Origin of the sequence: Marinomonas sp. FW-1 (genome assembly GCF_005222245.1) — a bacterium.
Lineage (GTDB): Bacteria > Pseudomonadota > Gammaproteobacteria > Pseudomonadales > Marinomonadaceae > Marinomonas > Marinomonas alcarazii.
In genome coordinates this window covers 842,327-866,693 of the sequence record NZ_CP025987.1, presented here as the reverse complement: position 1 = coordinate 866,693, position 24,367 = coordinate 842,327, and the positions used below count along the sequence as shown (strand labels likewise).

The 24,367-nt window shown below is 43.1% G+C and carries 27 protein-coding genes and 1 tRNA gene; 14 read left to right on the top strand and 14 right to left on the bottom strand.

Going from position 1 to position 24,367, the window contains the following annotated elements:
• Positions 1 to 28: 28 nt before the first annotated feature.
• The 7 genes from flgF to C1X04_RS03990 form a co-directional block, all read right to left on the bottom strand.
• A complete protein-coding gene (flgF, locus tag C1X04_RS04020) occupies positions 29 to 772 on the bottom strand; it encodes a flagellar basal-body rod protein FlgF (protein WP_110575308.1) in 744 nt (247 codons plus the stop codon).
• 151 nt (positions 773 to 923) lie between these two features.
• Positions 924 to 2,621, bottom strand: coding sequence for a flagellar hook-basal body complex protein (locus tag C1X04_RS04015; RefSeq protein ID WP_110575306.1), 1,698 nt, complete (start codon positions 2,619 to 2,621; stop codon positions 924 to 926).
• A gap of 12 nt (positions 2,622 to 2,633) precedes the next feature.
• Positions 2,634 to 3,338 carry a flagellar hook assembly protein FlgD gene (locus tag C1X04_RS04010; RefSeq protein ID WP_110575304.1) on the bottom strand — a complete coding sequence of 235 codons (705 nt, stop codon included), beginning with the start codon at positions 3,336 to 3,338 and terminating at the stop codon, positions 2,634 to 2,636.
• A gap of 10 nt (positions 3,339 to 3,348) precedes the next feature.
• On the bottom strand, positions 3,349 to 3,798 hold the full coding sequence (gene flgC, locus C1X04_RS04005) for a flagellar basal body rod protein FlgC (RefSeq protein ID WP_110575302.1): 450 nt from the start codon (positions 3,796 to 3,798) through the stop codon (positions 3,349 to 3,351).
• A gap of 5 nt (positions 3,799 to 3,803) precedes the next feature.
• Positions 3,804 to 4,196, bottom strand: a complete 393-nt coding sequence (gene flgB / locus C1X04_RS04000; RefSeq protein ID WP_110575300.1) for a flagellar basal body rod protein FlgB — start codon at positions 4,194 to 4,196, stop codon at positions 3,804 to 3,806.
• A gap of 205 nt (positions 4,197 to 4,401) precedes the next feature.
• A complete protein-coding gene (locus C1X04_RS03995) occupies positions 4,402 to 5,238 on the bottom strand; it encodes a protein-glutamate O-methyltransferase CheR (protein ID WP_110575298.1) in 837 nt (278 codons plus the stop codon).
• A 58-nt stretch (positions 5,239 to 5,296) separates the two neighbouring features.
• Positions 5,297 to 6,226 carry a chemotaxis protein CheV gene (locus C1X04_RS03990; RefSeq protein ID WP_110575296.1) on the bottom strand — a complete coding sequence of 310 codons (930 nt, stop codon included), beginning with the start codon at positions 6,224 to 6,226 and terminating at the stop codon, positions 5,297 to 5,299.
• Positions 6,227 to 6,365: 139 nt separating this feature from the next.
• On the opposite strand from C1X04_RS03990, the gene flgA reads away from it, so the two are divergent.
• The 4 genes from flgA to C1X04_RS03970 all read left to right on the top strand — a co-directional run bounded on the left by flgA (position 6,366) and on the right by C1X04_RS03970 (position 8,162).
• Positions 6,366 to 7,058, top strand: a complete 693-nt coding sequence (gene flgA / locus C1X04_RS03985; RefSeq protein ID WP_110575293.1) for a flagellar basal body P-ring formation chaperone FlgA — start codon at positions 6,366 to 6,368, stop codon at positions 7,056 to 7,058.
• Positions 7,059 to 7,173: 115 nt separating this feature from the next.
• Positions 7,174 to 7,488, top strand: coding sequence for a flagellar biosynthesis anti-sigma factor FlgM (gene flgM / locus C1X04_RS03980; RefSeq protein ID WP_110575291.1), 315 nt, complete (start codon positions 7,174 to 7,176; stop codon positions 7,486 to 7,488).
• A gap of 37 nt (positions 7,489 to 7,525) precedes the next feature.
• Positions 7,526 to 8,005 carry a flagella synthesis protein FlgN gene (locus C1X04_RS03975; RefSeq protein ID WP_110575289.1) on the top strand — a complete coding sequence of 160 codons (480 nt, stop codon included), beginning with the start codon at positions 7,526 to 7,528 and terminating at the stop codon, positions 8,003 to 8,005.
• A gap of 81 nt (positions 8,006 to 8,086) precedes the next feature.
• Positions 8,087 to 8,162 (top strand) — tRNA-Arg (locus C1X04_RS03970).
• A 71-nt stretch (positions 8,163 to 8,233) separates the two neighbouring features.
• On the opposite strand, the gene C1X04_RS03965 is transcribed toward C1X04_RS03970, so the two are convergent.
• Genes C1X04_RS03965 through C1X04_RS03950 form a run of 4 tightly spaced genes read right to left on the bottom strand, consistent with a single transcriptional unit; the run spans position 8,234 to position 11,163 of the window.
• Positions 8,234 to 8,641 (bottom strand): OsmC family protein, encoded by a 408-nt coding sequence (locus C1X04_RS03965; protein WP_110575287.1) that lies wholly within the window; start codon positions 8,639 to 8,641, stop codon positions 8,234 to 8,236.
• Positions 8,642 to 8,684: 43 nt separating this feature from the next.
• On the bottom strand, positions 8,685 to 9,500 hold the full coding sequence (gene trpC / locus C1X04_RS03960; protein ID WP_137169229.1) for an indole-3-glycerol phosphate synthase TrpC: 816 nt from the start codon (positions 9,498 to 9,500) through the stop codon (positions 8,685 to 8,687).
• 20 nt (positions 9,501 to 9,520) lie between these two features.
• Positions 9,521 to 10,561 (bottom strand): anthranilate phosphoribosyltransferase, encoded by a 1,041-nt coding sequence (gene trpD, locus C1X04_RS03955; protein ID WP_110575282.1) that lies wholly within the window; start codon positions 10,559 to 10,561, stop codon positions 9,521 to 9,523.
• 23 nt (positions 10,562 to 10,584) lie between these two features.
• On the bottom strand, positions 10,585 to 11,163 hold the full coding sequence (locus tag C1X04_RS03950) for an aminodeoxychorismate/anthranilate synthase component II (RefSeq protein ID WP_110575280.1): 579 nt from the start codon (positions 11,161 to 11,163) through the stop codon (positions 10,585 to 10,587).
• 354 nt (positions 11,164 to 11,517) lie between these two features.
• Here C1X04_RS03950 and C1X04_RS03945 point away from each other — a divergent pair, with 354 nt between their 5' ends.
• Both C1X04_RS03945 and C1X04_RS03940 read left to right on the top strand, forming a co-directional pair.
• Positions 11,518 to 12,849, top strand: coding sequence for a magnesium transporter (locus C1X04_RS03945; RefSeq protein ID WP_137169228.1), 1,332 nt, complete (start codon positions 11,518 to 11,520; stop codon positions 12,847 to 12,849).
• Positions 12,850 to 12,910: 61 nt separating this feature from the next.
• Positions 12,911 to 14,074 (top strand): mechanosensitive ion channel family protein, encoded by a 1,164-nt coding sequence (locus C1X04_RS03940; RefSeq protein WP_175404891.1) that lies wholly within the window; start codon positions 12,911 to 12,913, stop codon positions 14,072 to 14,074.
• A 71-nt stretch (positions 14,075 to 14,145) separates the two neighbouring features.
• Here the strand turns inward: C1X04_RS03940 and C1X04_RS03935 are convergent, their stop codons facing one another.
• The gene (locus C1X04_RS03935; RefSeq protein ID WP_137169227.1) at positions 14,146 to 14,826 is read right to left on the bottom strand and encodes a phosphoglycolate phosphatase; all 681 of its coding nucleotides are present in this window, start codon (positions 14,824 to 14,826) and stop codon (positions 14,146 to 14,148) included.
• On the bottom strand, positions 14,826 to 15,497 hold the full coding sequence (rpe, locus tag C1X04_RS03930; RefSeq protein ID WP_110575271.1) for a ribulose-phosphate 3-epimerase: 672 nt from the start codon (positions 15,495 to 15,497) through the stop codon (positions 14,826 to 14,828). Before rpe ends, C1X04_RS03935 begins: the two co-directional genes overlap by 1 nt.
• A 90-nt stretch (positions 15,498 to 15,587) precedes the next feature.
• Between rpe and C1X04_RS03925 the strand changes: the two genes are divergently transcribed.
• Positions 15,588 to 16,562: a DUF3530 family protein gene (locus C1X04_RS03925; protein WP_137169226.1), complete on the top strand. Its 975-nt coding sequence runs from the start codon at positions 15,588 to 15,590 to the stop codon at positions 16,560 to 16,562.
• Between the two features lie 26 nt (positions 16,563 to 16,588).
• Here the strand turns inward: C1X04_RS03925 and djlA are convergent, their stop codons facing one another.
• Positions 16,589 to 17,380 (bottom strand): co-chaperone DjlA, encoded by a 792-nt coding sequence (djlA, locus tag C1X04_RS03920; RefSeq protein ID WP_110575267.1) that lies wholly within the window; start codon positions 17,378 to 17,380, stop codon positions 16,589 to 16,591.
• Positions 17,381 to 17,507: 127 nt separating this feature from the next.
• On the opposite strand from djlA, the gene lptD reads away from it, so the two are divergent.
• From lptD to glpE, 7 genes are read left to right on the top strand one after another with little or no spacing between them, the layout of a single operon-like run.
• Entirely contained in the window at positions 17,508 to 19,760 is a 2,253-nt protein-coding gene (gene lptD / locus C1X04_RS03915) for an LPS-assembly protein LptD (RefSeq protein WP_137169225.1), read from the top strand.
• Between the two features lie 2 nt (positions 19,761 to 19,762).
• Positions 19,763 to 21,010: a peptidylprolyl isomerase gene (locus C1X04_RS03910; RefSeq protein WP_137169224.1), complete on the top strand. Its 1,248-nt coding sequence runs from the start codon at positions 19,763 to 19,765 to the stop codon at positions 21,008 to 21,010.
• 10 nt (positions 21,011 to 21,020) lie between these two features.
• Entirely contained in the window at positions 21,021 to 22,040 is a 1,020-nt protein-coding gene (pdxA, locus tag C1X04_RS03905; RefSeq protein ID WP_137170710.1) for a 4-hydroxythreonine-4-phosphate dehydrogenase PdxA, read from the top strand.
• On the top strand, positions 22,037 to 22,837 hold the full coding sequence (gene rsmA, locus C1X04_RS03900) for a 16S rRNA (adenine(1518)-N(6)/adenine(1519)-N(6))-dimethyltransferase RsmA (protein WP_110575261.1): 801 nt from the start codon (positions 22,037 to 22,039) through the stop codon (positions 22,835 to 22,837). The genes pdxA and rsmA overlap by 4 nt, the downstream gene beginning before the upstream one ends.
• Positions 22,838 to 23,212: a Co2+/Mg2+ efflux protein ApaG gene (apaG, locus tag C1X04_RS03895; protein ID WP_110575259.1), complete on the top strand. Its 375-nt coding sequence runs from the start codon at positions 22,838 to 22,840 to the stop codon at positions 23,210 to 23,212.
• A 9-nt stretch (positions 23,213 to 23,221) separates the two neighbouring features.
• On the top strand, positions 23,222 to 24,049 hold the full coding sequence (locus C1X04_RS03890; protein WP_110575257.1) for a symmetrical bis(5'-nucleosyl)-tetraphosphatase: 828 nt from the start codon (positions 23,222 to 23,224) through the stop codon (positions 24,047 to 24,049).
• The gene (glpE, locus tag C1X04_RS03885; protein ID WP_137169223.1) at positions 24,046 to 24,366 is read left to right on the top strand and encodes a thiosulfate sulfurtransferase GlpE; all 321 of its coding nucleotides are present in this window, start codon (positions 24,046 to 24,048) and stop codon (positions 24,364 to 24,366) included. Before C1X04_RS03890 ends, glpE begins: the two co-directional genes overlap by 4 nt.
• Position 24,367 lies beyond the last annotated feature (1 nt).

Below are 24,367 nucleotides of genomic sequence, written 5' to 3'. Positions count from 1 at the left end.
TTCATCGATACGTGTTTAACCATCATGCTTATGACGTACGTTGTAATATTCTTGCCGAAGAGTCTGCGTTATTTCGAATGGTATCCATCATTTTGACATTCATCTCAAAGCGACGAGACAAATTCATGATGTGAGTCATCTCTTCCACAGCATTCACATTACTGCCTTCGATGAAACCACTCACCAACTGAACATTAGGATCCGCCTCATATTCCTGGCCATCTCTGGTATGCAGCAAACCATCTTCTTCTTTGCGTAAATTCTGTCTATCTGGGTTCACCAGTTTAATCTGGTTCAACACAGCTACTTCATTACCAGCGCCACCCTGAGGAACAATGGAAATCGAGCCGTCCGCGGTAATGTTAATGCTACTAGCAGGCGGCAAAAAAATAGGACCATCCACTCCCGCAACAGGCAAACCTCGTCCGGTTACCAATTGGCCTGCCGCATTAATCTGAAAATCTCCAGCACGGGTATATGCTTCTTGACCACTGTCATCGTAAACCGTGATAAAGCCATCACCTGCCACAGCCACATCTAAATTTCGACCCGTTTGTATCATGTCACCTTGCGTATAGCGTGTAGCTGGGTTTTCTGTCATCGCGTAAACACGACTCGGATAATAATCACCGTAGACTTGCATAGAGCGGGCTTGCTCAAAATCTGAGCGAAAGCCGGTCGTACTGACGTTTGCAAGATTGTTAGCGTGAATAGTTTGCGCATTCATTGTTTGAACACCGCCACTCATTGCCAAATATAAAGCCTTATCCACTACGATTCTCCCGGAAAAAAATGACCACTAGCCAATATCCTTTCAAAAAGCATACCAACTTACAAAAAGCGTAAAAAACCACTTTATAAAAGCCAAAAAAAAGGCCAGAACAGCGTTGCTGCTCCGGCCTAAATCTTCTCTCTCCAGAAAATTAGCGAAGGTTTATTATCGTCTGAGTCACAGTATTTTCTGTTTCTAATGTCTTACTGTTTGCTTGATAATTACGCTGCGCCTCAATAAGCGCAACCAATTCAGACGTTAGGTCAACGTTAGACTCTTCTAACGCGCCACCTTGAATTCGTCCTAGCGTGCCACTATTAGGACGGCCAATATCAGCTGGCCCAGAACCTTTACTTGCAAGCCACGCAGAATGTCCGTTAGGGACAAGTCCATCCGTACTATCAAAGGTTGCCAAAGCAACTTGGCCAAGTATTGCCGTTTGTTGGTTGGTGTAAGTTGCCGTTAACATGCCGTCATCATCAAATGAAACACCCTGCAATTCACCTGCAGAGAATCCATCTTGCTCAAAGGTGTCGGTATTCTCTAACGCAAACTGAGTAGAACCAACCATATCCAGCTCCACCACCTTACCTCGGTTAGATGGGTCTAACCCTGTAATCTCTAAAGCGATAGGTTGCGCAATATCATAAGGAGCAACACCACGATAGGTCCCCATCAAATTACCTGCCGCGTCAAAGCTAACCATTGTCTTTTCTTTCAAGAAACGCGTGTCATTACCGGTAAGCGGATCGACATAACTTTCCTCTCCATCCAATGTGACGCGCAGTTCGTAATTATTATTCTCACCTTGCTTAATGAAGTAATACCCCATTGTATGAGCGCCACCTAAGGAGTCATATACTGTTCTAGTATTACCGTAAGTATAAGTATCAATATTTAGCGGATCAAACGCCTCGCGGGCAACAGAACTATGATTACGCACTTCATCAGGAGCCAGCGTAGCTGTAATCGCCACCCCACCCAAAGTGCCATTAAGCGTCAAAGGCGTTTGAGTTAACGCCGCGATGTCTCCAGCGCCCGGCTCAGCAGCGCCAATATAAAGCAACTGATTTGGCTGCTCAGGAATACCATCTCCATTATAATCAACACCGCCTTCTGCTGTATTAAACGTAGCAAAAGTTTCCGCTAAGAAAGGAACACCAGCATCATCGGTCATGTTGCCGTCTACCGTCGCATTGACCTTGTAGGTATTAGGCAACTCACTCTTTGAATAGTAATAGGTAACAACGTGCGTTTGGCCATTCGCGTCAACAACACCCTGCGTCTGGGTATAATTGTAAGAGTCAGGATTCATCGGATCAAAATCAGCACTAATATACGGCGGAACGTCCTTACTGTCTGAATTCAAGTTCACCTTCAACTCCATCGCAGATGTCGCTTCAGGCGCAATTCGATCAGTTGGAATTTTGAGGTCTTCTAAATTACCACCCACCACATTATCTACAGCATTGTAGCCTTGAACATTACTTCCCGTGTTAGTCACAAGAAAGCCATTCTCATCTAACTTGAAATTACCCGCTCTCGTGTAAGATTGCGCAACCCCAGCATCCAAGACAAAAAAGCCAGTGCCATCAACCGCTAAATCAAGGTTGTTGTCTGTATAAGATAAGTTGCCAGGAGCAAATTCTTGAGAAACCTTGCTCACACTGACACCAGAACCAATACTGTTACCACTTCCGGCACCTAAAACACTGGTGTTGTAGAGGTCATCAAATTCAATACGTGACTTTTTAAAGCCCGTCGTATCGGCGTTGGCAATGTTATTACCCGTAACACTTAAATAATCGGCAGAAGCTTTAATGCCTGATAATGCAGTATTGAATCCCATAATGCTCTCCAATCACCCTAATATTTCTAATTCAGTTGTAAGTTTAATTTTACCGTGATTTTCTACATTCAAAGCCGTTCCATCTTCACCATTAATGGTGACTCCCTGAATACGGGCAGGCAAGCGAGTATTCATCGCAGAAACCTCCCCCTTATCGTTTGTAGAGAAAGCGGAGAAGCGATATTCACCAGGCGGCAAAACATTTCCGTCATCGTCTTTCTTGTCCCACTTATAGTTGGCATCGTTCAGCGTTGCTGTACGTACAAGACGATTGTCTGCGTCATAAATTTTCAGTGTTGCTGCCTGAGAGTTTTCAGGTATAACAACCCTTAACGGCACCTCTTCCGAGCTTTCCGTTACTTTTGTCTTACTGCCTTCCATCAACACCGATTTACCAACCAACGTGGAGGCACTTAATGCCTGATTGGAGGTCAATGAAGTCGCCATGTTTTCAAGCTGATCAGATATGCTCGTCAGCCTTTCTAGAGAGCTAAACTGAGACATTTGGGCCACCATATCATTAGTATCCTGTGGCGCCGTTGGATCCTGGCCTTTTAACTGCTCTATATATAATTTTAAGAAGACGTTTTGATCTGCTAACGCAGCCTCTTCTTTGGTTACTTCAGGCTTCTCAATACCAGCTTTTGACTTAGCAGCATCCGTCCCGTATTGCGAGATTAGACCGCCAAGACCTTTTGTATCAGAGATATTTGCCATAAATCAGCTCCTATGACTGCCCAAGCGTGAGCATTTTCTGCATCATACTTTTTGCGGAGTTCATAATTTCTACATTCGTTTGAAAAGATCTAGAAGCCGACATCATATCGGCCATCTCTTCCATCGGATTTACATTAGGGTAAAACACATAGCCATCATCGTTCGCCATTGGGTGATCTGGTTCATAACGTGGTTGCAAAGGCGCATCTGACTCCACAATACCATCGATTTTCACCCCAACGCCTGCACCGCTATTATCTGTTTTAACGTTTCCCCAACCGCGTTCACGCATACTATCGTTCATCATCTGAGAAAAAACCGGCTTGCGGGCACGATATGTCTGATCTGCTGAGCTTGCCGCACTGTCGACGTTAGCCATGTTGCTGGCTATCGTGTTCAAACGTACAGTTTGAGCACTCATAGCAGATCCAGAAATTGCAAAAATATTACTTAAAGACATCGTTATTAATTCCCAACAAGTGCTTTTTTCATACCGTTAATTTTTCGGTCTAAAAACATAAAACTAGTATCAAACTGCATTGAGTTCTGCGCGTACTCTGCTTGCTCTCTTTGCATGTCCACTGTATTACCATCTAGGGAAGGCTGATTAGCATTTCGATAAAGCAACCCTTCAGGCTCACCAGCAAATCCTTCTCCAGCAATATGGCGGGAGTTAGTGCCTGCAAGCTTCAACTTATTACTTTCGTCATTTAATAAAGAGTCAAACGAGATATCTCTCGCCTTATAGTTTGGCGTATCCGCATTAGCAATATTGTTTGCGAGCACAGCCGCTCTCGCGCTTCGGAACTCAAGCGCTTTGTCATGCCCTGCAAATGCTTTCGAAAAAGAAATAGCCATCTAGCCCTCAATAAAACGAGTCTTAATTGATATGGTGTAGATAAAGCAATTATGATGCCAAAAAATAAAACCCATATTTTTCAAACAGTTAGTTAAATTAATCAGCGTCACGGCAAAAAGCGGCAAACTTAAAGATAGAACAGAAGAGACAAAAAAGCCCATCCAAAAAGGACAGGCTATTTTAAGAACAAGAAGTGAAAAGTACTTATAAAGCCTTAGCTTTATAAACAATCCCAGGGTGACATTGAACAATTTCAAAATAATCGGACAGACCGCTTAACGCTTCTGAGCCACCAAGAAACAGATACCCACCTGGCTTAAGGGAAGCATGCATTCTTTTCAAAATATCTAGCTTCAGGTCGACAGTAAAATAAATCAGTACGTTTCGACAAAAAATCACATCAAACTTGCCCAACATAGAAAACGACTCTATTAGGTTCAAGTACTTGAACTCAACACGTGCACCCAAGTTCGGCTTAATCTTCCAAGTTGTGTCATTCACTTTATCAAAGTAACGCTTTTGCAAATCTGCACCAAGACCTCGAGCGATTGCTAAGCTATCGTATTCCCCCTGCTTGGCATGCTTCAAAATATTTGTACAGATATCTGTAGCAACTATCTTTTCACCCGCTTTTAAGGCACCTGGTCGAGAGGATTTAAACTCTTCAATCACCATACTAATAGAATATGGCTCTTGGCCAGTTGAGGAAGCAGCCGACCAAATTCTCAAAGGAGATGCCGTCATTTCTGGCAACACCTTCTCTTTCAAAATAGTGAACGGGTGGGTATCCCTAAACCACAAGGTTTCATTCGTCGTCATTGCATTAATGACTTCTTCTTTCAATTTGGAGCCGCCAAATTTCTCTAAAGCATCTACAAGTTGCTCTATTTTAGAAAAACCTTCTCTTTCTAAGATTTTTCCTAAACGACTAGCAACCAAATACTGCTTATTATCACTCAACGAAATTCCGCAAACTTTCTGCAGATAGTCCCTGAACCTGATATAACCATTCGGCGTAATTGTATTTGTACTACTGAGCATTAAAACTCCATACGTTCCAGATTCAATAAATAAAGCCTACCCTAAGAGAGACTAAATATTATTCCGATTGCACTTGAACGGTTTCTATTGCCAATCGAGCAAGCTCATCAGGTTGGAATTTCGCTAAAAATCCGTCTGCACCCACTTTTTTAACCATGGCTTCATTAAAGACGCCACTTAGAGAAGTATGAAGAAGAATAAATAGATCCTGTAAGCGACTGTCATTACGAATCGCTGTCGTTAATGTATAGCCATCCATTACTGGCATTTCAATATCTGAAATAACCATGGAAAATTCTTTCGTAACATCCTTGCCATCTGCAACCAAAGTTTGAAGATAATCTAGCGCCTCACGACCATCACATAAAACGGTTGTTGCAAAGCCAACTTGCTCCATACAGCGCTTGATCTGCTTACGAGCAACAGAAGAGTCATCCACAATAAGAATATGGTGTTTTTGGGCATTTTCAGTCACGCTGTTATCAACAATACCAGCCGAAATGTCTTGACGGGTTGGCGCAACTTCAGAAAGAATTTGCTCCACATCAATGATTTCGACCATCTCTTTGTCTACCTGACAAACAGCCGTCAAGTAATTATCGTTTGATAACCCTTTTGGTGGTGGCTGAATATCACTCCAGTTCATGTTTACAATGCGCTCAACGCCTCGTACCAAGAACCCTTGAATGCGGCGATTATACTCCGTGATAATGACAAAGCACTGGGCAATGTTTTCAATAGGGCTTGCACCCGTAGCCAAACCTAAATCTAAAATAGGGATTGTACCACCACGAATATGAGCCACCCCTCTAACCACAGGGGAGCTATGAGGCATAGTGGTCAATTTAGGGCACTGTAGTACTTCTTTTACCTTAAAGACGTTAATACCGTAAATCTGCTTACCATTTAAGCGAAACAACAGCAATTCAAGTCGGTTTTCCCCTACGAGCTGTGTACGTTGGTTAACAGTATCCAAAACTCCAGCCATAAACGCCTCCAGAATGTAAAAACATATACTGAGGTATTACCTCAAAATTGTTAAAATGCATCATCCGATGATAAAGTGAATTCTATTTTTTTACTAACTATCTTATTAATCAAGCAATAATAAACAAAGAGAGCAAATCATGCGAATCATAAGGCTAAGTATAGCCTTCATTTGTTTCCAAACAGGATTAACTTTTGCCGCTTCTCTAGAAGAGCAAATTAACCTCTATATCAACCAAGTAGAGATCCCTCGGCTGTCAGAAATATACCCTGATGCCGCTATCACTATCTCGCTAAACAATCTTGCTGCTCTAAACTATCTGCCAGACTGCGAAAGTGGTTCAATCCAAATCAACAATCAACGGCCAGAAGCAATTAAACGTACAAATTATGAAATCAGCTGCCAGTCGCCCACTTGGAAGTCTTACATTCCAGTCACACAAAGCATCTTAATCTCAGCCGTAAAAACCATAACACCAATCAATCGCGGACAAGTGATCAATCAGTCCAACACAGACGTTGGCGAAGTCGACATATCAACATTAAGAGGCGATGTTTTTACTCTAAAAAACCCTCCGTACGGCTTGATTGCTGCACGAAACCTCCGAATCAACACATTCATAACTGATGACCTAACCAACCAACCAACACTGGTAAAAAAGGGAGACCTTGTACTTATTACCGCAAGCAGTGGCACTATTATAGTAAGAATGAACGGTGTTGCTCTAGAAAATGGTGTAAAAGGTCAACAAATCAGAGTAAAAAACACAAGTTCTGAACGAATTATATACGCCAAAGTTGTAACTGACAGTGAAGTTCTTGTAAACTATTGAACAAGGATTATTCTACAAGTGTAACGAGTAAATTCTTTTATGAAGTTTTTACTAAAGTTCTCTTAGACTCTGCCGACAATATAGACAGGCAAATTATTAAAGGGCGGAAAACCCAATGGCAATACATTTTACAGGTCTATCCAATCAAAACACTATAAACAAAAGTGAACGATCTCAGAAAGACGATGTAGCAGGCAATGCAACAGCTAAAAACAACGCTGTGCAAAGTGGCGGCACACTTGCTGAAGATACCGTAAAATTAAGCGGAACTGCGCAAACATTGCAGAGCCAGCAAGCGAAAATTAACAACTTACCAGATGTTGATATGGATAAAGTAGAGCAAATCAAGAAAGCAATTGCTTCTGGCGAGTACAAGATCGACACGCAAAAGCTAGCAAGCAACATGGCTTCTATGGATTCATTGTTCTAAGCTATAAGTTCAATGCACCCAGCAAACGGTTTGCCTTATGATTCCTATCGCCCCAATATTCATCAGAAGCAAAGAGGTACTAGAAAAACTTTCTGCGCTTCTTGATGAAGAACGCTTTGCTTATGGCGAGTCGGACAGTGACACCATTATTAATATAGCAGAGCAAAAACAAGCCCTCCTCGATGAAATGAATCAACTTAATGAGAAGCGAGTCAACATTCTCATTAAATTTGATGTCGTAGATAGAAAAAAACCTACCGAAGAAGAATTCAAACACTGGTTAAATTTACAAGACAGTTCATTAGACAATGTACGCTTACTCATGAATGAGTGCGAAACACTCCTACAAGTATGCAAAACTAAGAACAACACCAATGCGCGTGTACTTAACACCCTTCAGAAGCGCAATAAGCACCTTTTTGAATTACTGCAAGGCCATAACAGCAAAAATAAAGTCTACACCTCTAGAGGCTCGACCCACCCAATAAGCAGCAAGCACACACTTGGTAGAGCGTAAAAAACCATACAAATCAATATTGTACTGACCATGGATTTGTATTCCAACCCTAAATAATGTATAAAACACTTCGTCAAATACGTCCTCATAGGTAAACAGGATATACCGGCCGCCTCCTAAGCAGCTATTCCAGGTTCGAGTCCTGGTGGGGACACCAAACATCTAGAAACCGACACAAAAAAAAGAGCCTTACGGCTCTTTCTAAATCCACGCTTTTAGTTTGTCGCCTTACTCAGCTTCAACCACTTCAAAACTATGAACTATCTTCACTCCGCCTTTTTCTAACATCAAAGAAGCAGAGCAATATTCTTCAGCCGATAATTTCACTGCACGCGCAACCACGCTTTCTTTTAAGTTGCGACCTGTCACAACAAAATGCACTCGAATCTCTGTGAATACAGCCGGAACCGCATCCGCTCGATCCGCATCAATTTGAGCCACACATGATGTCACATCTTGACGGGCTTTTTTAAGAATCCCAACTACATCATAAGAAGTACAGCCACCCAAACCTGCAAGCAAAAGCTCCATTGGTCTTGGCCCAGCAGTCTGATTACCATCAATCTCTATTTTAAAACCAGAGCCAGTTTCAGCGGTAAAATGCACATCTTCTTGCCAACTTACATTTGTCTTCATTGTTCAACCCTACTTCAATTTGCCAAGACTAAAACCATCGCCACTAAGACTGAAACAGTTCTGCCAATTTTTCACCTGGATCGTCAGCACGCATAAAGGCCTCACCAACCAAAAAGGCATGAATGCCTTTTTCGCGCATGATCGCAACATCATCTCGAGTATGGATTCCACTTTCCGTAACAATAAGACGATCGGAAGGCACACTGCCCATCAATTCAAACGTGTGATTCAAACTAAGCTCAAACGTATGTAAATCACGGTTATTAATACCAAACAACTCTGTCTCAGTGTACTCCAGAGCCAATTCCAATTCAGGACGATTGTGCACTTCAACAAGCACATCCATACCAAGATCACGCGCCATTCGATCCAGCTCACGCAATTTCTCACCATCAAGGCAAGCTGCAATTAAAAGAATGCAGTCAGCACCTATCGCCCTCGCTTCTAACACCTGATATTCGTCGACAATAAAGTCTTTTCGAATCACTGGCAGCTTACAAGCTGCACGAGCTTCCACTAGGTAATCTTCATGCCCTTTAAAAAAGTCACTGTCTGTCAAAACAGATAAACAAGCTGCTCCAGAGCGTTCATAGGAACGGGCAATATCTCCTGGAATAAAAGGGTCTCGTATGATTCCCTTACTAGGCGAAGCTTGCTTAATTTCCGCGATAACGCCCGCTTTCCCAATGGCAACTTGATGCCTTAGCGCTTGGGCAAAACCACGAGGTGCGTTATGAACATTTGCTACAGAAGCTGCCACCTCTAGATTCCCATAAGGCGTATGAGATTTACGCTCAGCAATCTCCTCATACTTTCGCTCCACAATTTTCTTTAGAATTGTTGGTGTTTCTATTTGCATTAGGCTATTGCTCCTATTCTTTACAGTGAGTCTGAACTCATAAAACAGCGTGTAAAACTAGCAAGTTCCGACATTTTAACTTTGGCCGTACCACCGCCGATCACATCTTCCGCAATATTCACACCCTCTGCCAATGTGTCCGCGATACCCGAGACATAAATCGCCGCACCAGCATTAAGAGCCACAATGTCTCTAGCAGGATTAATTTTCCCTTTGCCATCCAATGCGGATTTCACCAAAGCTAGACTTTCTGATGCATCCAAGGCTTGGATCGTATCAATGGATTGCAAAGCGATGCCAAAATCCTCAGGAGATATTTTATATTCTAAAATCTCACCATTTTTTAGCTCAGCTACATAGGTTGGTGCCGCAATACTAATCTCGTCCAAACCATCTTCTGAATGCACAACCATAACGTGCTCACTACCCAAAGCTTTTAATACCTCAGCGATAGGACGAACCCATTTTTGATGAAAAACCCCCATCACCTGACATTTTGCATTAGCTGGGTTCGTTAAAGGGCCAAGCAAATTAAAAATAGTACGCGCAGCCATCTCTTTTCGTGGCCCGACTGCGTACTTCATCGCTGAATGGTGGTTAGGAGCAAACATAAAGCCTAAACCTATTTCTTCCACACAGCGGCAAACCTGCTCCGCATTAAGTCCAAGAAAAATACCTGCCTGCTCAAGCACGTCAGCACTGCCAGACTTAGAAGAAACAGAACGACCACCATGTTTTGCAACTTTACCGCCAGCCGCAGCAACAACAAAAGCAGACGCGGTAGACACATTAAACAAATTCCCACCGTCGCCACCGGTACCACAAGTGTCAACAACATGCTCAAGGTTCAAGTTTACCTTGCTGGATAATTCTCGCATCACCTGCGCTGCTGCCGTAATCTCTTCGACTGTTTCGCCTTTCATTCTAAGGCCAATTAAAAAACCGCCTATTTGTGCTGGAGTGGCCTTTCCCGTCATGATGTCATTCATCACTATTCGCATCTCGTCGCCGCTCAAATCATGGCGCTCAACAACTGCAGCAATTGCTCTTTGAATATCCACCAGCCTCTCCTATCTTGTTAAAACTATCGCGTTAAGAAATTGGCCAACAAAGCATGACCTGACTCTGTCAGAATCGACTCAGGATGAAACTGCACCCCTTCAACGGCAAGCGTTTTGTGTCGAATCCCCATAATTTCATCTCGTTCACCAGCCGCATTTTGACTCCACGCTGTCACTTCAAGGCAGTCCGGCAAAGAGTCAGCAGACACCACTAAAGAATGATAACGTGTTGCGGTTTGAGGGTTTGGCAATCCAGAAAATACCGAGGTATTTTGATGGTAAATCAAGGATGTTTTGCCATGCATGACATTTTTAGCACGAATCACCTCCCCACCAAAGACCTGACCAATACTTTGATGGCCTAAGCAAATACCCAATATAGGAATTTTCCCTGCAAAAGCAGCAATAGCAGGCATAGAAACCCCAGCCTCATTCGGCGTACAAGGACCAGGAGAAATCACCAAATGCGAAGGTGAAAGACGCTCAATTTCCTCAACGCTAATCTCATCATTACGAAACACTCGCACATCCGCACCCAACTCACGAAAATACTGCACAAGGTTGTAAGTGAAAGAATCATAATTATCGATCATCAATAACATAAAAAAGGAACGCGCCTATAAAAACCATATTGACCTATACCAATGCCATTATCCGCAGAAACTGGCACGCAAAAAACAAAACCCACCAACAAGTAACACGCACTTGTATTTAAAGTGCGCTAAATTCTACACTGTCAGAAAGATCCTGTCTCGCCAGAGCGCATCCTCAACACCTCTCTCAACACACCCAGTAAGAAATTTATCGTTACAATTTGACTAAGTTATTCAGCAATATGAAAGGTTTTCAATAAAACCTTGTAAAAACAGAACCTTACTTGATCCACTCCCAACTATGTTACACACTGAAAAGCATGTTATTGTTAACATCATTTTTCAGTGTTTTAAGGATGCCCTGTGCATAGCCAAGTCGCCGCCCTCATAGAAACCCTCATTCATGACGAATACTCTCCAGAGTCCGTTAACAAGGCCATTTCAGAGCTAACGCCAGACGATGTTGCGCTAGCACTGGAGTCAATACCACTTGCCCAACGAAGACAGGCATGGGCAAACATCAAACAAGCCAATAGATTGGATATTCTTGTTGAGATGCGTGGCGAATCTCGTCAGCTATTGCTCAAAGAACTTGATGATTCTGAGATTGAAGCACTTTTCACTGATGTTGATGCAGAAGATCTACTTGAAATAACCGATTCCTTACCCGATCGACTCGTAGACATTGCGTTAAAGCAAATGGACACCAAACAACGTGAATATTACCAACAAGGTATTGTTTACGACGATGACTCTGTTGGTCGTTGGATAGACCACGAGTTATTAATTGCTTCGCAGTCCATTCGAGCCTCTGAAGTTATGAGACTGCTAAAGAAAAGCACACCAAATTACACAGACATGATTTATCTAGTAAACAGAACCGGACGATGGGTCGGCTGTGTAAAGTTCGACCAACTCTTTAAAGCCCAAGGCCATGAACCTATCTCTAGCCTGATTGATGAAGAGTGCTCGTTCATTAACGCCAACACCGAGCTAACCAAAGCCTCTGAGCTACTTGAACGCTCTTCACTGTCAGCCCTTCCGGTAGTGGATGACAATCAAATTCTATTAGGGCGCTTTCACGCAGGCCTCGCTATGGAAACGTGGCGCTTAGAATATGAAGCTCAGCAGATGTCGACAGCGGGCCTGAACGAAGAATCCGATCTATTTGCTCCAGTAAAACGCAGTGCAGCAACTCGCGGCATTTGGCTTGGCATCAATTTATTAACCGCATTCTTAGCTTCTGCTTTCATAGGAATATTTGAAGCCACCCTGCAACAAGTCGTTGCTTTAGCAGTATTAATGCCTGTTGTGGCTTCTATGGGTGGCATTGCTGGTAGCCAAACCCTCACACTGATTGTTCGAGGCTTGGCTCTTGGGCAAATCACTCGCAGCAACTTGAAATCCCTGTTATCCAAAGAGTTAAAAGTAGGAGGATTGAACGGCATATTGTGGGCGATTGTCATTGGCATCGTGACTTTATGGTGGTTCGAAAGCCCAATGCTTGGCATGGTGATTGGCTTAGCCATTATCGTCAATATTGTTATGGCCGCCTTATCTGGCGTTTTAATTCCCGTATTGCTAGATAAATTACGTGTTGATCCCGCTCTTTCAGGCTCCGTTATTTTAACCACAGTAACCGACATTGCTGGCTTTGTTGCTTTCTTGGGACTAGGAACCTTATTACTTATCTAGTGCCGAAACCAATTATTTAATCCAAGCCATTCACGAACATAAAAGATGTAGAGTAAGAATAATGAACTGGGAAACAATGCAAGTATATTTAGGTCTAGGTGATACTAAGATGCACTGGATCGTTCGAGTCTTTTTAGTGGTACTCGTCACTCTCACCGTCAACTTTATTGCCACTCGCATTCTAATGCGTATAGATAAACAACTAGAAAAAACCAAAACGCCATGGGATAACGTTTTAGTTCATGCGGCACAAAAGCCAATCGGTGTATTCATCTGGCTGGCTGGATTAAGTGTCGCGGCCGAAATATCTGGCAAAGAGTTAGACCCTAATTTCATATCTTTCATTAGAGCAACCCGCGAAGTCGGTATTATCGCCTTGCTAACCTGGTTTGTTTTACGTTGCATTTCCGAAAGTGAGCGCACCTTAATTAGCTCAAGTAAAGTGGCTAACAAGGTTGATTATACAACGGCCAGTGCAATCAGTAAGTTATTACGCGCAACCGTTATTATCACCGCTGTATTAGTCGCACTACAGACTCTAGGTTATAGCATTTCTGGGGTATTAGCATTTGGCGGTGTAGGTGGTATTGCCGTAGGCTTTGCCGCAAAAGATTTACTGGCTAACTTCTTTGGCGGGTTAATGGTTTACTTAGACCGCCCATTTGCTATTGGCGACTGGGTCCGCTCACCAGATAAAAACATTGAAGGGACAGTTGAACACATAGGCTGGCGCCAAACTCGCATCCGCACTTTTGACAAGCGCCCCTTATATGTTCCGAACTCTACCTTTTCTTTGATTTCTGTTGAAAACCCATCACGCATGACACACAGACGAATCAATGAAACCATTGGCGTGCGCTATAGTGATTTTCGACTGTTACCGACCATTTTATCAGATATAAAAGACATGATCGCAAATCATGAAGATCTCGATACAAACGACATATACATGGTGAACTTTAACCAATTTGGCGCTTCTTCACTGGATTTCTTTATTTACGCTTATACAAAAACCGTAGACTGGCGAACGTATCACAATGTCAAACAAGACGTGCTATTTAAAGCCATGAAAATTATAGAATCTCATGGCGCTGAAGTCGCTTTCCCCACTCACACAGTGCATATGGCAAACGACAGCCAGATGACTTTACTGTCAGAACAGGCAAAGAACGCCCAACACTCCCCTGATGAGCCATCTAGCCAAGAGCAGCCTGCGAAAAAGTAGAAACTAAAGATAAAACACAAAAAAGCCAAACTAATTTCAGTCTGGCTTTTTTGTGTAACCTAAACCACCATTCAGACTAATAATTCCGCCAAGTCATCAATGATAGCGTCAGCACCTAACGCTTTAAGATCAACACCCTGATGATAACCATAAGTCACCAATGCGCATTTAAATCCAGCATTGCTTGCGGCTTTAAAGTCTGTGATTGAATCCCCTATCATCAAACAGTTTTCAGGTAAGGCTTCAATGGATTCACTGCAGTAAAGCAGAGGCATCGCCGACGGTTTTTTCTCTTCCAACGTATCGCCACCCAACAACCAGCCAAATTGCTCAGTAAGTTCAAAATGATCCAACATAGGCTTCACGAAAACACTGGGCTTATTCGTAATTAAAGCCACAGGCACACCATTATGCTTGAGTGCTTTTAGCAGCGCTTTAACATTCGGATATAGGATCGTTCCGTCAGTCAAATGAGCATGATAATGCGTTAAGAAAATACGATATGCTTCTTCCTGTTTTACGGGATCAACTTTTGCCCACTCAAGTGCTTGTTCAATCAATTTAGCCGAGCCAAAGCCAACCCAACCTCTAACACGCTCCTCACCTGCTAAAGGTGCACCAAGCTCAGCCAAAAAAGCATCTACCGCGCCAGCAATATCAGGAACGCTATCAACCAAGGTGCCATCTAGATCTAAACACACCAACTCTGGCCAACCTTCAAACCATTTTGAAAAATAGCTAGGTGTTTTCATTAACGTACACTCGCTAATTCTTTGCGCATGGTATCAATAACAGCCTTGTAATCGTCTTTACCAAAAATAGCAGACCCCGCCACAAAGGTATCCGCACCCGCTCGAGCTATCTCTGCAATGTTCTTTTCACTCACCCCACCATCAACCTCAAGGCGAATGTCATAACCACTAGCATCAATCAAAGCACGAGCTTCACGCAGCTTATCTAACGTACCTGGAATAAAAGACTGACCGCCAAACCCTGGGTTAACAGACATCAACAAAACCATATCAACTTTATCTAATACATATTTCAGATAATCTAGAGGGGTCGCTGGGTTGAAAACTAGGCCTGCTTTACATCCTCCAGCCTTGATCATCTGCAATGAGCGATCAATATGCTCACTGGCTTCTGGGTGGAAAGTGATAATAGAAGCACCTGCTTCAATAAAATCTCCGATCATACGATCAACAGGTTTCACCATCAAATGAACATCAATCTCTGCGGTCACACCGTGTTTGCGCAGAGCTTTACAGACCATAGGACCAATCGTTAAATTAGGAACATAATGATTATCCATCACATCAAAGTGTATGATATCGGCTCCAGCCTTCAGTACATTGTCTACCTCTTCGCCTAATCGAGCGAAATCGGCAGAAAGGATAGAAGGGGCGATGATAAAATCATTCATATCTGACTCCAGCAGTGACACAATAAAGGTCTCATAATGAAAATGTAGACCGTATTTTAACAAGGCCTTTATAAGAAGTATTGAAAAACAATGAAGAAAATTAATGCCATAGTCTACGTTATCATTGCACTTCTTTGCTTGAATACACCCTCCTTGCTGGCTGAAGAGTCTCAAGCTTCAACTGATAACAACAATTCGGAATCAAGGTCACCACAAGACTCAGATCAAGAATACGTTCTTCCTAAACCACAAACATCGCGGATAGAATCGTTAAAAAGCACGTTGACCTTAAGGCAGTTAGACCACCAAATACAAACCTTGGAAGCAAATGGAGAGTCGTTTTTAACCTTATATAATCCGTCTTTGACCCGCTCTACGGAAGGCTGTGTCATTTTACTGCATTCGGACAATGAACATCCCGACTGGCCTGATGCCATTGGCCCATTACGTAACGCACTGCCTGAACATAGCTGGTGCACTCTAGCCATAGAGGTGCCTGATATCATAAAGCGTGCAGCGCCTGTTCAAACCAGCCCTTTGGAGAACAGCAACAATCAAGAATCGACAGGGCTGCCGAATCAAGCTAACGTTTTCGCACGAGTCGAAGCCGCAATGAATCGAGCAAGAACAGACGGCATAGAACAATTCGTCTTGCTTGGCTACAAAACAGGTGCCAGTTACGCTCTTGCATTCTTAGCAGAGAACCCAGAAGCTGGCGAAGCGTTAATTTTAATCGACATTGAGTCCCCCACTGCGCTATCTGATTACACAAACGCCCAGAAGATCCGCCAAATAAGCAAACCGACTTTGGACTATTATGTAAACAATAATGGCAGTGAAAGGTTTGCCCTTTGGCGAAAGCAAGCAGCCAACCAAAGAACAGAAAGTGACATTAGCTACATTCAAATAGATGCAATACCGGACAGGGTCACTGGTAAAAACAGCAAACAATTACTCATTCAACGCGTCCGTGGCTTTTTAAAACAAAACACCACTCAAATAACGCAACAAAAACAGCTTCCTAACATAAAAAAAGGGCTTTTTTATAAAAGCCCTGTTGAGTGAGATAGCGATAGCATTAAGCAGATTCGTTATTTGCGAGCAGACTTGATCATTTCATAAGCTGCTTGAATTTCTTGAGTCTTCTCTTTTGCTAACTCTATCATTTCATCTGGAAGACCTTTGGCGCTTAACTTATCTGGGTGATTTTTACTCATCAGTCGTCGGTATGCTTTTTTAATGTCTGCATCACTCATATCTTCAGTCACCCCAAGCGCTTCATAGGCAGCTTTGAGCAAATCCTTTGAGTCAGCGCCATTCGCAGACGACTGATAGCCTTGTCGAAAATGTGCTTGCTGTTTCACTTGAATATGTAGCGCTTCGAATTCCGCGGCAGACACACCAAGGTGAGCGCAAACCTGAGAAACAAACGACTTTTCTTCAACACTAAAGTGCCCGTCAGCATAAGCAGAAACCAACAGAACTTCTAACAATGTTCGCGTCAGATCCCCAGGACCAACCACCTGTTTAAATCTATCTAAAACAATAGCCAAATCAAAATTAGCAGATTTACCTTCATTAAACAGCTGCTTAGCTTGCTCTTGAGCCGCTGGAGATAAGCGTAAACGCTGCATAACAGACTGTGCTAATTGGATCTCAGCTTCAGATACCTGTCCGTCGGATTTAGCCAATCGCCCCATCAAAAGAAACAATGTACGAAAAAAAGTTTCTTGCTGAAGACGCACAGTAGCACCATTACGAATCGTACCGAACGAGCCTCCAGCCTGCGACCTATCAATAACACCGCCAACAATAAAACCAAGCAAAGCGCCTATAAAGCCCGCTAATATATAACCCAAAATTGCACAAACAATTTTCCACATAAAGATATTTCTCCAGAATCGGTAGCCCCTATAGGCCTGCTTAGATTATCATTTGTCTTAACACGTGGACCCGCTTACGGGCAGTATCCGATTTCGGACAATAACTATTGGCACAAGTATACCCTGCATGTTTAAGCATTTACGCACCTACGCTTTATTTTTTCAAAGTCTTTTCATATTGCCTATTGCCAATGCGCAAGTAGACCAATGGGACTGGACACCCAGAGAATCCCTGACAGCGGAGCAACAAGCTCAGCTCAATCAGTATTGCCAGGGAGCCTATATTAACAGCTGGCAAGCCACCAACAGCAAAACGACAAATTTAAGTGGTGACTTGATTGTACGAGACAAGAAGGGGGTAATTCACCTTCAAGGGGCGGCCGAGATCGTCCAACCCAACTCGACATTATCAGCCAATACAATTGAAGGTATTCCTGATGACTACTATCGCGCCAATGGCGATGTCACCTTGCGCGGAGACAATCAATTAATACGCAGCTCCAGTGCTTACATTTCAAATAATGGCAACGGGACAACTGAATTCAATGATGCGACTTTTTTAAACCACCAGTCAGGCACTCGTGTTGCAGCTAAGTCTCTTTCGAACGACCAAGAGGGCGTCATCTTCATTGAAGAAGGCTTCTTTACTACATGCGAGCCAACCCAAGAAAGCTGGCAGCTCTATGGCAGTTCGATTGAATTGGATACCAAAAGTGGATTTGGGACGGCAAAACACGTGCAAATACGCATTGCTGGCATACCCGTTTTTTACTTTCCATGGCTACGCTTTCCACTCGATGACACCCGTCAAACAGGCTTTTTATTTCCTGAGTTTGGCTACTCTGGCTCGGACGGCTTCAGTTTCTCTGCACCTTTTTACTGGAATATCGCACCAAACTACGACGCCACGATTACACCTCAGTTCATTCAGAAGAAAGGGGAAGGCATAGACTTAGAGCTTCGTCACCTAAGCCCTTATGGACAAACAACCTATGAGCAGTCCACTTTCTCGGATAATGACGAAGGTGAGCAGACACTATTAAAATTAACCTCTAAACAAAAATTTAATGACTATTTCAACGCAGGCTTTTTGCTAGAGGCAAACCCAACAGACAATAAGTTTCCAGAAGCCAACAGCACCTCCATTGGCGAGAAAGACCATTATCAACGTAGCATGTACTTTGCTTTCAATAATGGCAATTTCTTCAACAAGGTCACTTACTTGACTTACCAGACACCAGATAAGTCAGACGATCAACCATTTGAATGGCGACCAAGAGTCGACAGTTCTTATCAAATGACTTCGTCCTATATGGATTACAAAGTAAACGTACAGTACACCGACTTTTATGATCCGGCTGAAGATGACTTTGATGGCGAACGTGTCGTACTCAACCAAGATTTGGCTCTAAATTTTAGTAATAGCTGGGGAACCATTAGCCCAGGATTACTAACTCAGTACCGTGACTATGATCTGCACGATTATAAAACCAGTACCGACAGCTCAAATACCGTTGGTCATCTATCGAGCTATATTGACTCCTCACTCTTGTTTGAACGACGAATTCTAGATGGTCAAACATCCAGACGACAAACTCTTGAGCCGCGTTTAAGCTACCTTTATGCACCGTTTGAGTATCAAAATCAGGTTCCCAACTTTGATGCCAGTGAGCCGACCATGACCTACTCTCAAGCCTTTAGTCACACCCGCTTTAACGGCAGTGACCGTATTGGTGATACAGAGCAAATAACCTTTGGTCTCGAAAGTCGTCTATATGATGCAAACAATAATGAAAAGTGGGCTTTTAAAGCGGGACAAGTCTTTTATTTGGAAGATCGTTATGTTGGTATTAATGGCAACACAAATAAAGACACCGCTGTAGATGATGCTAAACGTAGCGACTTATTAACCTCCGCAGATTACTTTGGCAATAACTACAGTTTGACTGCGAACTTAAACTATAACCTAGATGACCAAAACGTTAACCTAGCCCAACTTGTTGCTTCTATGGAACCCGTGGATGACGTTAAAATCAATCTAAGCTATTTGTATTCAATCAATAACACAGATCCAGATGATGACGCCAAACAAGCTAGCATTGGAACGATATTTCCTCTTAACCAAAACTGGTCTATGTACACTCAATATACCTATGACTTCAACCGTGAAGACTCGACTAAGGAAATCGTAGGGTTAGGTTATGAAAACTGCTGTATCAAAGTATCGCTAAGCTATCAAGATTGGCTAAACGATAACAATGTATTTGATAGAGGTGTCTTTTTACAATTTATTTTACGTGGTTTAAGCACTGCCGGCCGAGCGAACAGCGAAGCCAATATTGCTGATAACTATTGGAACCAAGGAAACGTTGGATATTAATCATGAAGTTGTCTTTTTTCTCTTTTATTTTATTTGCATTATTACCCTTGCAATCACTACACGCTGCGCCAACAAAAATCGATGGTATTTCCGCTATTGTGGACTCAACGCCTATTTTAGAGAGTGATATCCAAAGCCGCTTCGAAATTGTGAAAGAACGCGTTCCCGGCGGCATTATGACTGACAATATTCACCGTCAAATTCAAAACCAAATGATCGATGAAGCACTGCAGGCAAACTACGCACGCAAGGTCGGCATGAGAGTATCTAGCTCCGATGTTGATAACGCCATTCTTGGTGTTGCCAAAAACATGAATCAAGACCTTCAAGGGCTAAAAAATGTCCTCGCTAGCAAAGGAATTAACTATGCCCGCTACCGTGAACAAATTGAGCAAGAGATCCTGATCAATAACGTCAAAAGAGAAATAATCAAAAAGCGCATTGTCATTTCTGAGCAAGAAATCAACGACTATTTGAGTTCTGACACCAGCATTACTAAAGAAAAAGACCAAGTGCATTTACGTCACTTACTGATTCGAGCTAATGACCCAGAGCAAGCTAAAAGTAAAATAGAAGCCATCGCACAAAACATTCAGACCGAAGATGACTTTGTCCAACAGGCAATTGAAAACTCTGATGGACAATACGCTATTGAAGGCGGTGATTTAGGCTGGAGACCATTAAACCAGCTCCCACCTCTCTTCGTACGTGCTCTTGAGTCAGAAAGTGGTCAACTTATCGGCCCACTACAGAGCAATGCAGGCTTCCACCTTTTGTGGGTAATAGAAAAGCGATCTCCTGATGTAACGTTGCAACAGCAAACCAAGACTCGACACATTCTTGTTAGAGCCAATGAAATTAGAAATATGGCCCAAACTAAAGAATTGGCTGAGGAAATTTATACCAAGTTACAAAATGGTGCGGACTTTGCTGAACTAGCCAAGGAATACAGCGAAGACCAAGGCTCGACCTTACAAGGGGGCGACTTAGGTTGGGTGACACCAGGCACAATGGTTCCGCAATTTGAAGAGATGATGGATAAAACCGACATCGGGGCAATAAGTAAGCCTTTCAGAACACAATTTGGTTGGCACATTCTTCAAGTTGAAGGCCGTCGTGAAGCTGACATTAGCGACAAAGTTAAACGTAGTAATGCAGAGCAAGCCTTAATAGCTCAAAAACAAGATGTCGTATTAGGAAATTGGCTGGATGAATTACGTGCTGATGCCTTCATCGATATCAAAAATTAAAGGTCAAATGATGACTAACGACCTGTATGAGCCATTGCCCATTATTGCCATTACCTCTGGGGAGCCGGCAGGCATTGGCCCAGACATTATTATTAGCGTACTAAGCGAACAGGAATTCCCTGCTCGCTTAGTGGTTCTTGCTGACCCCGAATTACTCAAAGACAGAGCCAAAACGCTAGGACTATCGGCCAATATTCAAAGCCTAAGTAACGCGAACGATGCGCCTCCCCATAGACAAGGTGTTATTAGTGTTCTGCCAATAAAACTAGCAAAACCTGCGACAGCAGGGATTCTAGACGTAGAAAATTCGCCTTATGTGTTAGAAACACTAAAGCAAGCGGGTGAAGGCTGTATTCAAAAAGCATTCGATGCCATTGTCACGCCACCTGTCCACAAAGGCGTTTTGTGTGAAACCGGTGTGCATTTTTCTGGGCATACTGAGTTCTTTCAAGCCCAGTGCCGATCTCCCCATGTGGTTATGATGCTCGCCACTGAAGCAATGAAAGTGGCCTTAGTCACCACTCATTTACCACTAAAAGACATATCAGCAGCAATCACAGAAGACAGTATCAGCCTAGTTACCAAAGCACTCAACAAAGACCTACAAGAAAAATTTGGCATCAAAACACCTAAAATACTTGTTTGTGGACTGAACCCACACGCAGGTGAAGACGGTCATTTGGGCAGAGAAGAAATTGATGTCATCATCCCAACACTTAATAAGCTTCGCCAAGAAGGACTAAATCTTGTTGGGCCCTTGCCTGCGGACACACTTTTCACCCCAAAATACCTAAATGATGCTGACTGTGCTTTAGCCATGTATCACGATCAAGGCTTACCTGTGTTAAAATACTCAGGTTTTGGTAATGCCGTTAATATTACATTAGGCTTACCTATTATTCGGACATCTGTAGACCACGGCACGGCAATTGATTTAGCCGGCACAGGCAAAGCAAGTAACGGCAGCCTAAAAGTGGCCATTCAACATGCTATTAACATGGCAAATAACGCGAAAAAGTTTTCTAAATGAGCAAACCACAACCCCATAAAGCCAGAAAAAGATTCGGCCAAAACTTCCTTCACGATCACGGCGTCATCCGAAAAATTGTCGCCTGCATAGGTCCTAAAAAAGGACAACGTATCGTAGAGATAGGCCCAGGTAAAGGTGCCCTAACAGAAGGAATCATTAGCGTCACTGAGCGCATGGACGTGGTTGAACTTGACCGTGATCTGATCCCTATATTGAGAGTGAATCTGTTCCGCTACCCAGACCTAACGGTTCATGAAGCCGATGCGATGAAATTTGATTTCACCTCCCTAAGCACAGAAGAGCAAGCTATTCGAGTTGTTGGTAACTTACCTTACAATATTTCAACGCCCCTGATCTTCCATTTGCTGAGCCAAGCCCGCGCTATTGAAGACATGCACTTCATGCTACAAAAAGAAGTGGTTGATCGACTAGCTGCACGACCAGGTGACAGCTTATATGGACGGCTAAGTGTTATGGCGCAATATTACTGCGCTGTTGAATCTCTCTTTATTGTTGGGCCAGAGTCCTTTGACCCTGCCCCTAAAGTCGATTCAGCCATTGTCAGAATGACGCCGTACAAAACACCGCCTCACCCTGTCAACGACATTAAGAAACTAGAAGACATAGTGCGCATCGGTTTCCAACAACGTCGCAAAACCCTTCGTAATAACTACAAAGGGGTATTGGACAATGATGATTTTGCAGCCGTAAACATTGACCCAACACTACGCCCAGAACGATTGGATGTAGAGGATTTTGTTAGAATCACAAACTACGTCCTTAACAAGGAAGGATGAATGGAAAAATATGATGTCGTGGTTTCTGTTCGAACAGAATATATAGCAAGCCAATCTACACCAGCTGAGTCACGCTATGTATTTGCTTACCACATATCCATTACAAACTGCGGAACTGAACCTGCCAAACTGCAAACACGTCATTGGATAATCACCAATGGCAACGAACAAGTTCAAGAAGTAAAAGGCAGCGGCGTAATTGGTGAGTACCCCTATTTGCAACCAGGGGAATCGTTCCACTATACCAGCGGCACAGTAATGGATACCGTGGTTGGCAGTATGCATGGCAGCTACCAATTTCTTGCCGATGACGGCACAGAATTTCACGCTCAAGTTCGCCCTTTCACTCTCTCTGTGCCAAACCAGATTCACTGAGGTTTCCCTATGGCAACTTACGCAATTGGGGACTTACAAGGTTGTCTGACCCCATTAGTACAGTTATTAGAACAAATCAATTATTCCCCAGAGCAAGACAAGCTGTGGTTTGCGGGAGATCTAATAAACCGAGGTCACGAGTCACTAGAAACATTACGTTTTATTAAATCATTGGGCGATAACGCCACTGTGGTTTTAGGTAATCACGACTTACATTTGCTTGCTGTTTCGTTTGGCCATGGCAAATTAAAGCGTGGCGACACATTAATGGAAATTCTAACGGCTAGGGACAGAGATGAATTAATGGATTGGCTGCGCCACCAACCACTGTGCCATTACGACGCTGAGCTTAATACGGTGATGACCCACGCGGGCATCCCCCCATGCTGGGATTTAGCAGAAACGATCGCCTTGTCCAAAGAAGTCGAAAATACGCTTCAATCAGACACTGTTGATGAATATTTTGCGACCATGTATGGTAATAAACCAGATCTATGGAAAGATAAATTATCTGGATTAGATCGACTTCGAGCGATTACTAACTACCTTACTCGCATGCGTTTTTGCGATGAAAACAGTAGACTCGACTTAAAATCCAAAGAAGGTGTAGACACAGCCTCTAAAGGCTATGCTCCTTGGTTCAACTACCCCACAAAGTTACCTGAAGGTTGTCATATTGTCTTTGGGCATTGGGCTGCATTAGAAGGGGAAACCCAAAAAAGTCGCATCCATGCTTTAGACACTGGTTGCGTCTGGGGTGGAAGTTTAACGGCTTTACGCCTTGAAGATATGCAACGCTTTAGCACACCTTGTAACATCAACCGGAAGAAATCATGACTTACACTTGTATCGATATTTCAGACGCCCTCCCAATCATTGAAAACAATGCAACCATCGTAGATATCCGTGATTTGGCTAGCTTCCAAACCAGCCGCATTGCAAATGCAAAAAGCCTAAGCAACGACAACGTACAAGATTTCATCGACAACACAGACAAAGCACAACCCATTATTGTCTGCTGCTATCATGGCAACAGCAGTAAAGGTGCCGCAGAATATCTAGCCTCACAAGGCTTCAAAGAAGTTTACTCATTGAATGGTGGCTTTAGTCAATGGAGCGCCATGTTTCCAGATCAGTGTGAATCAGGTAATTAAT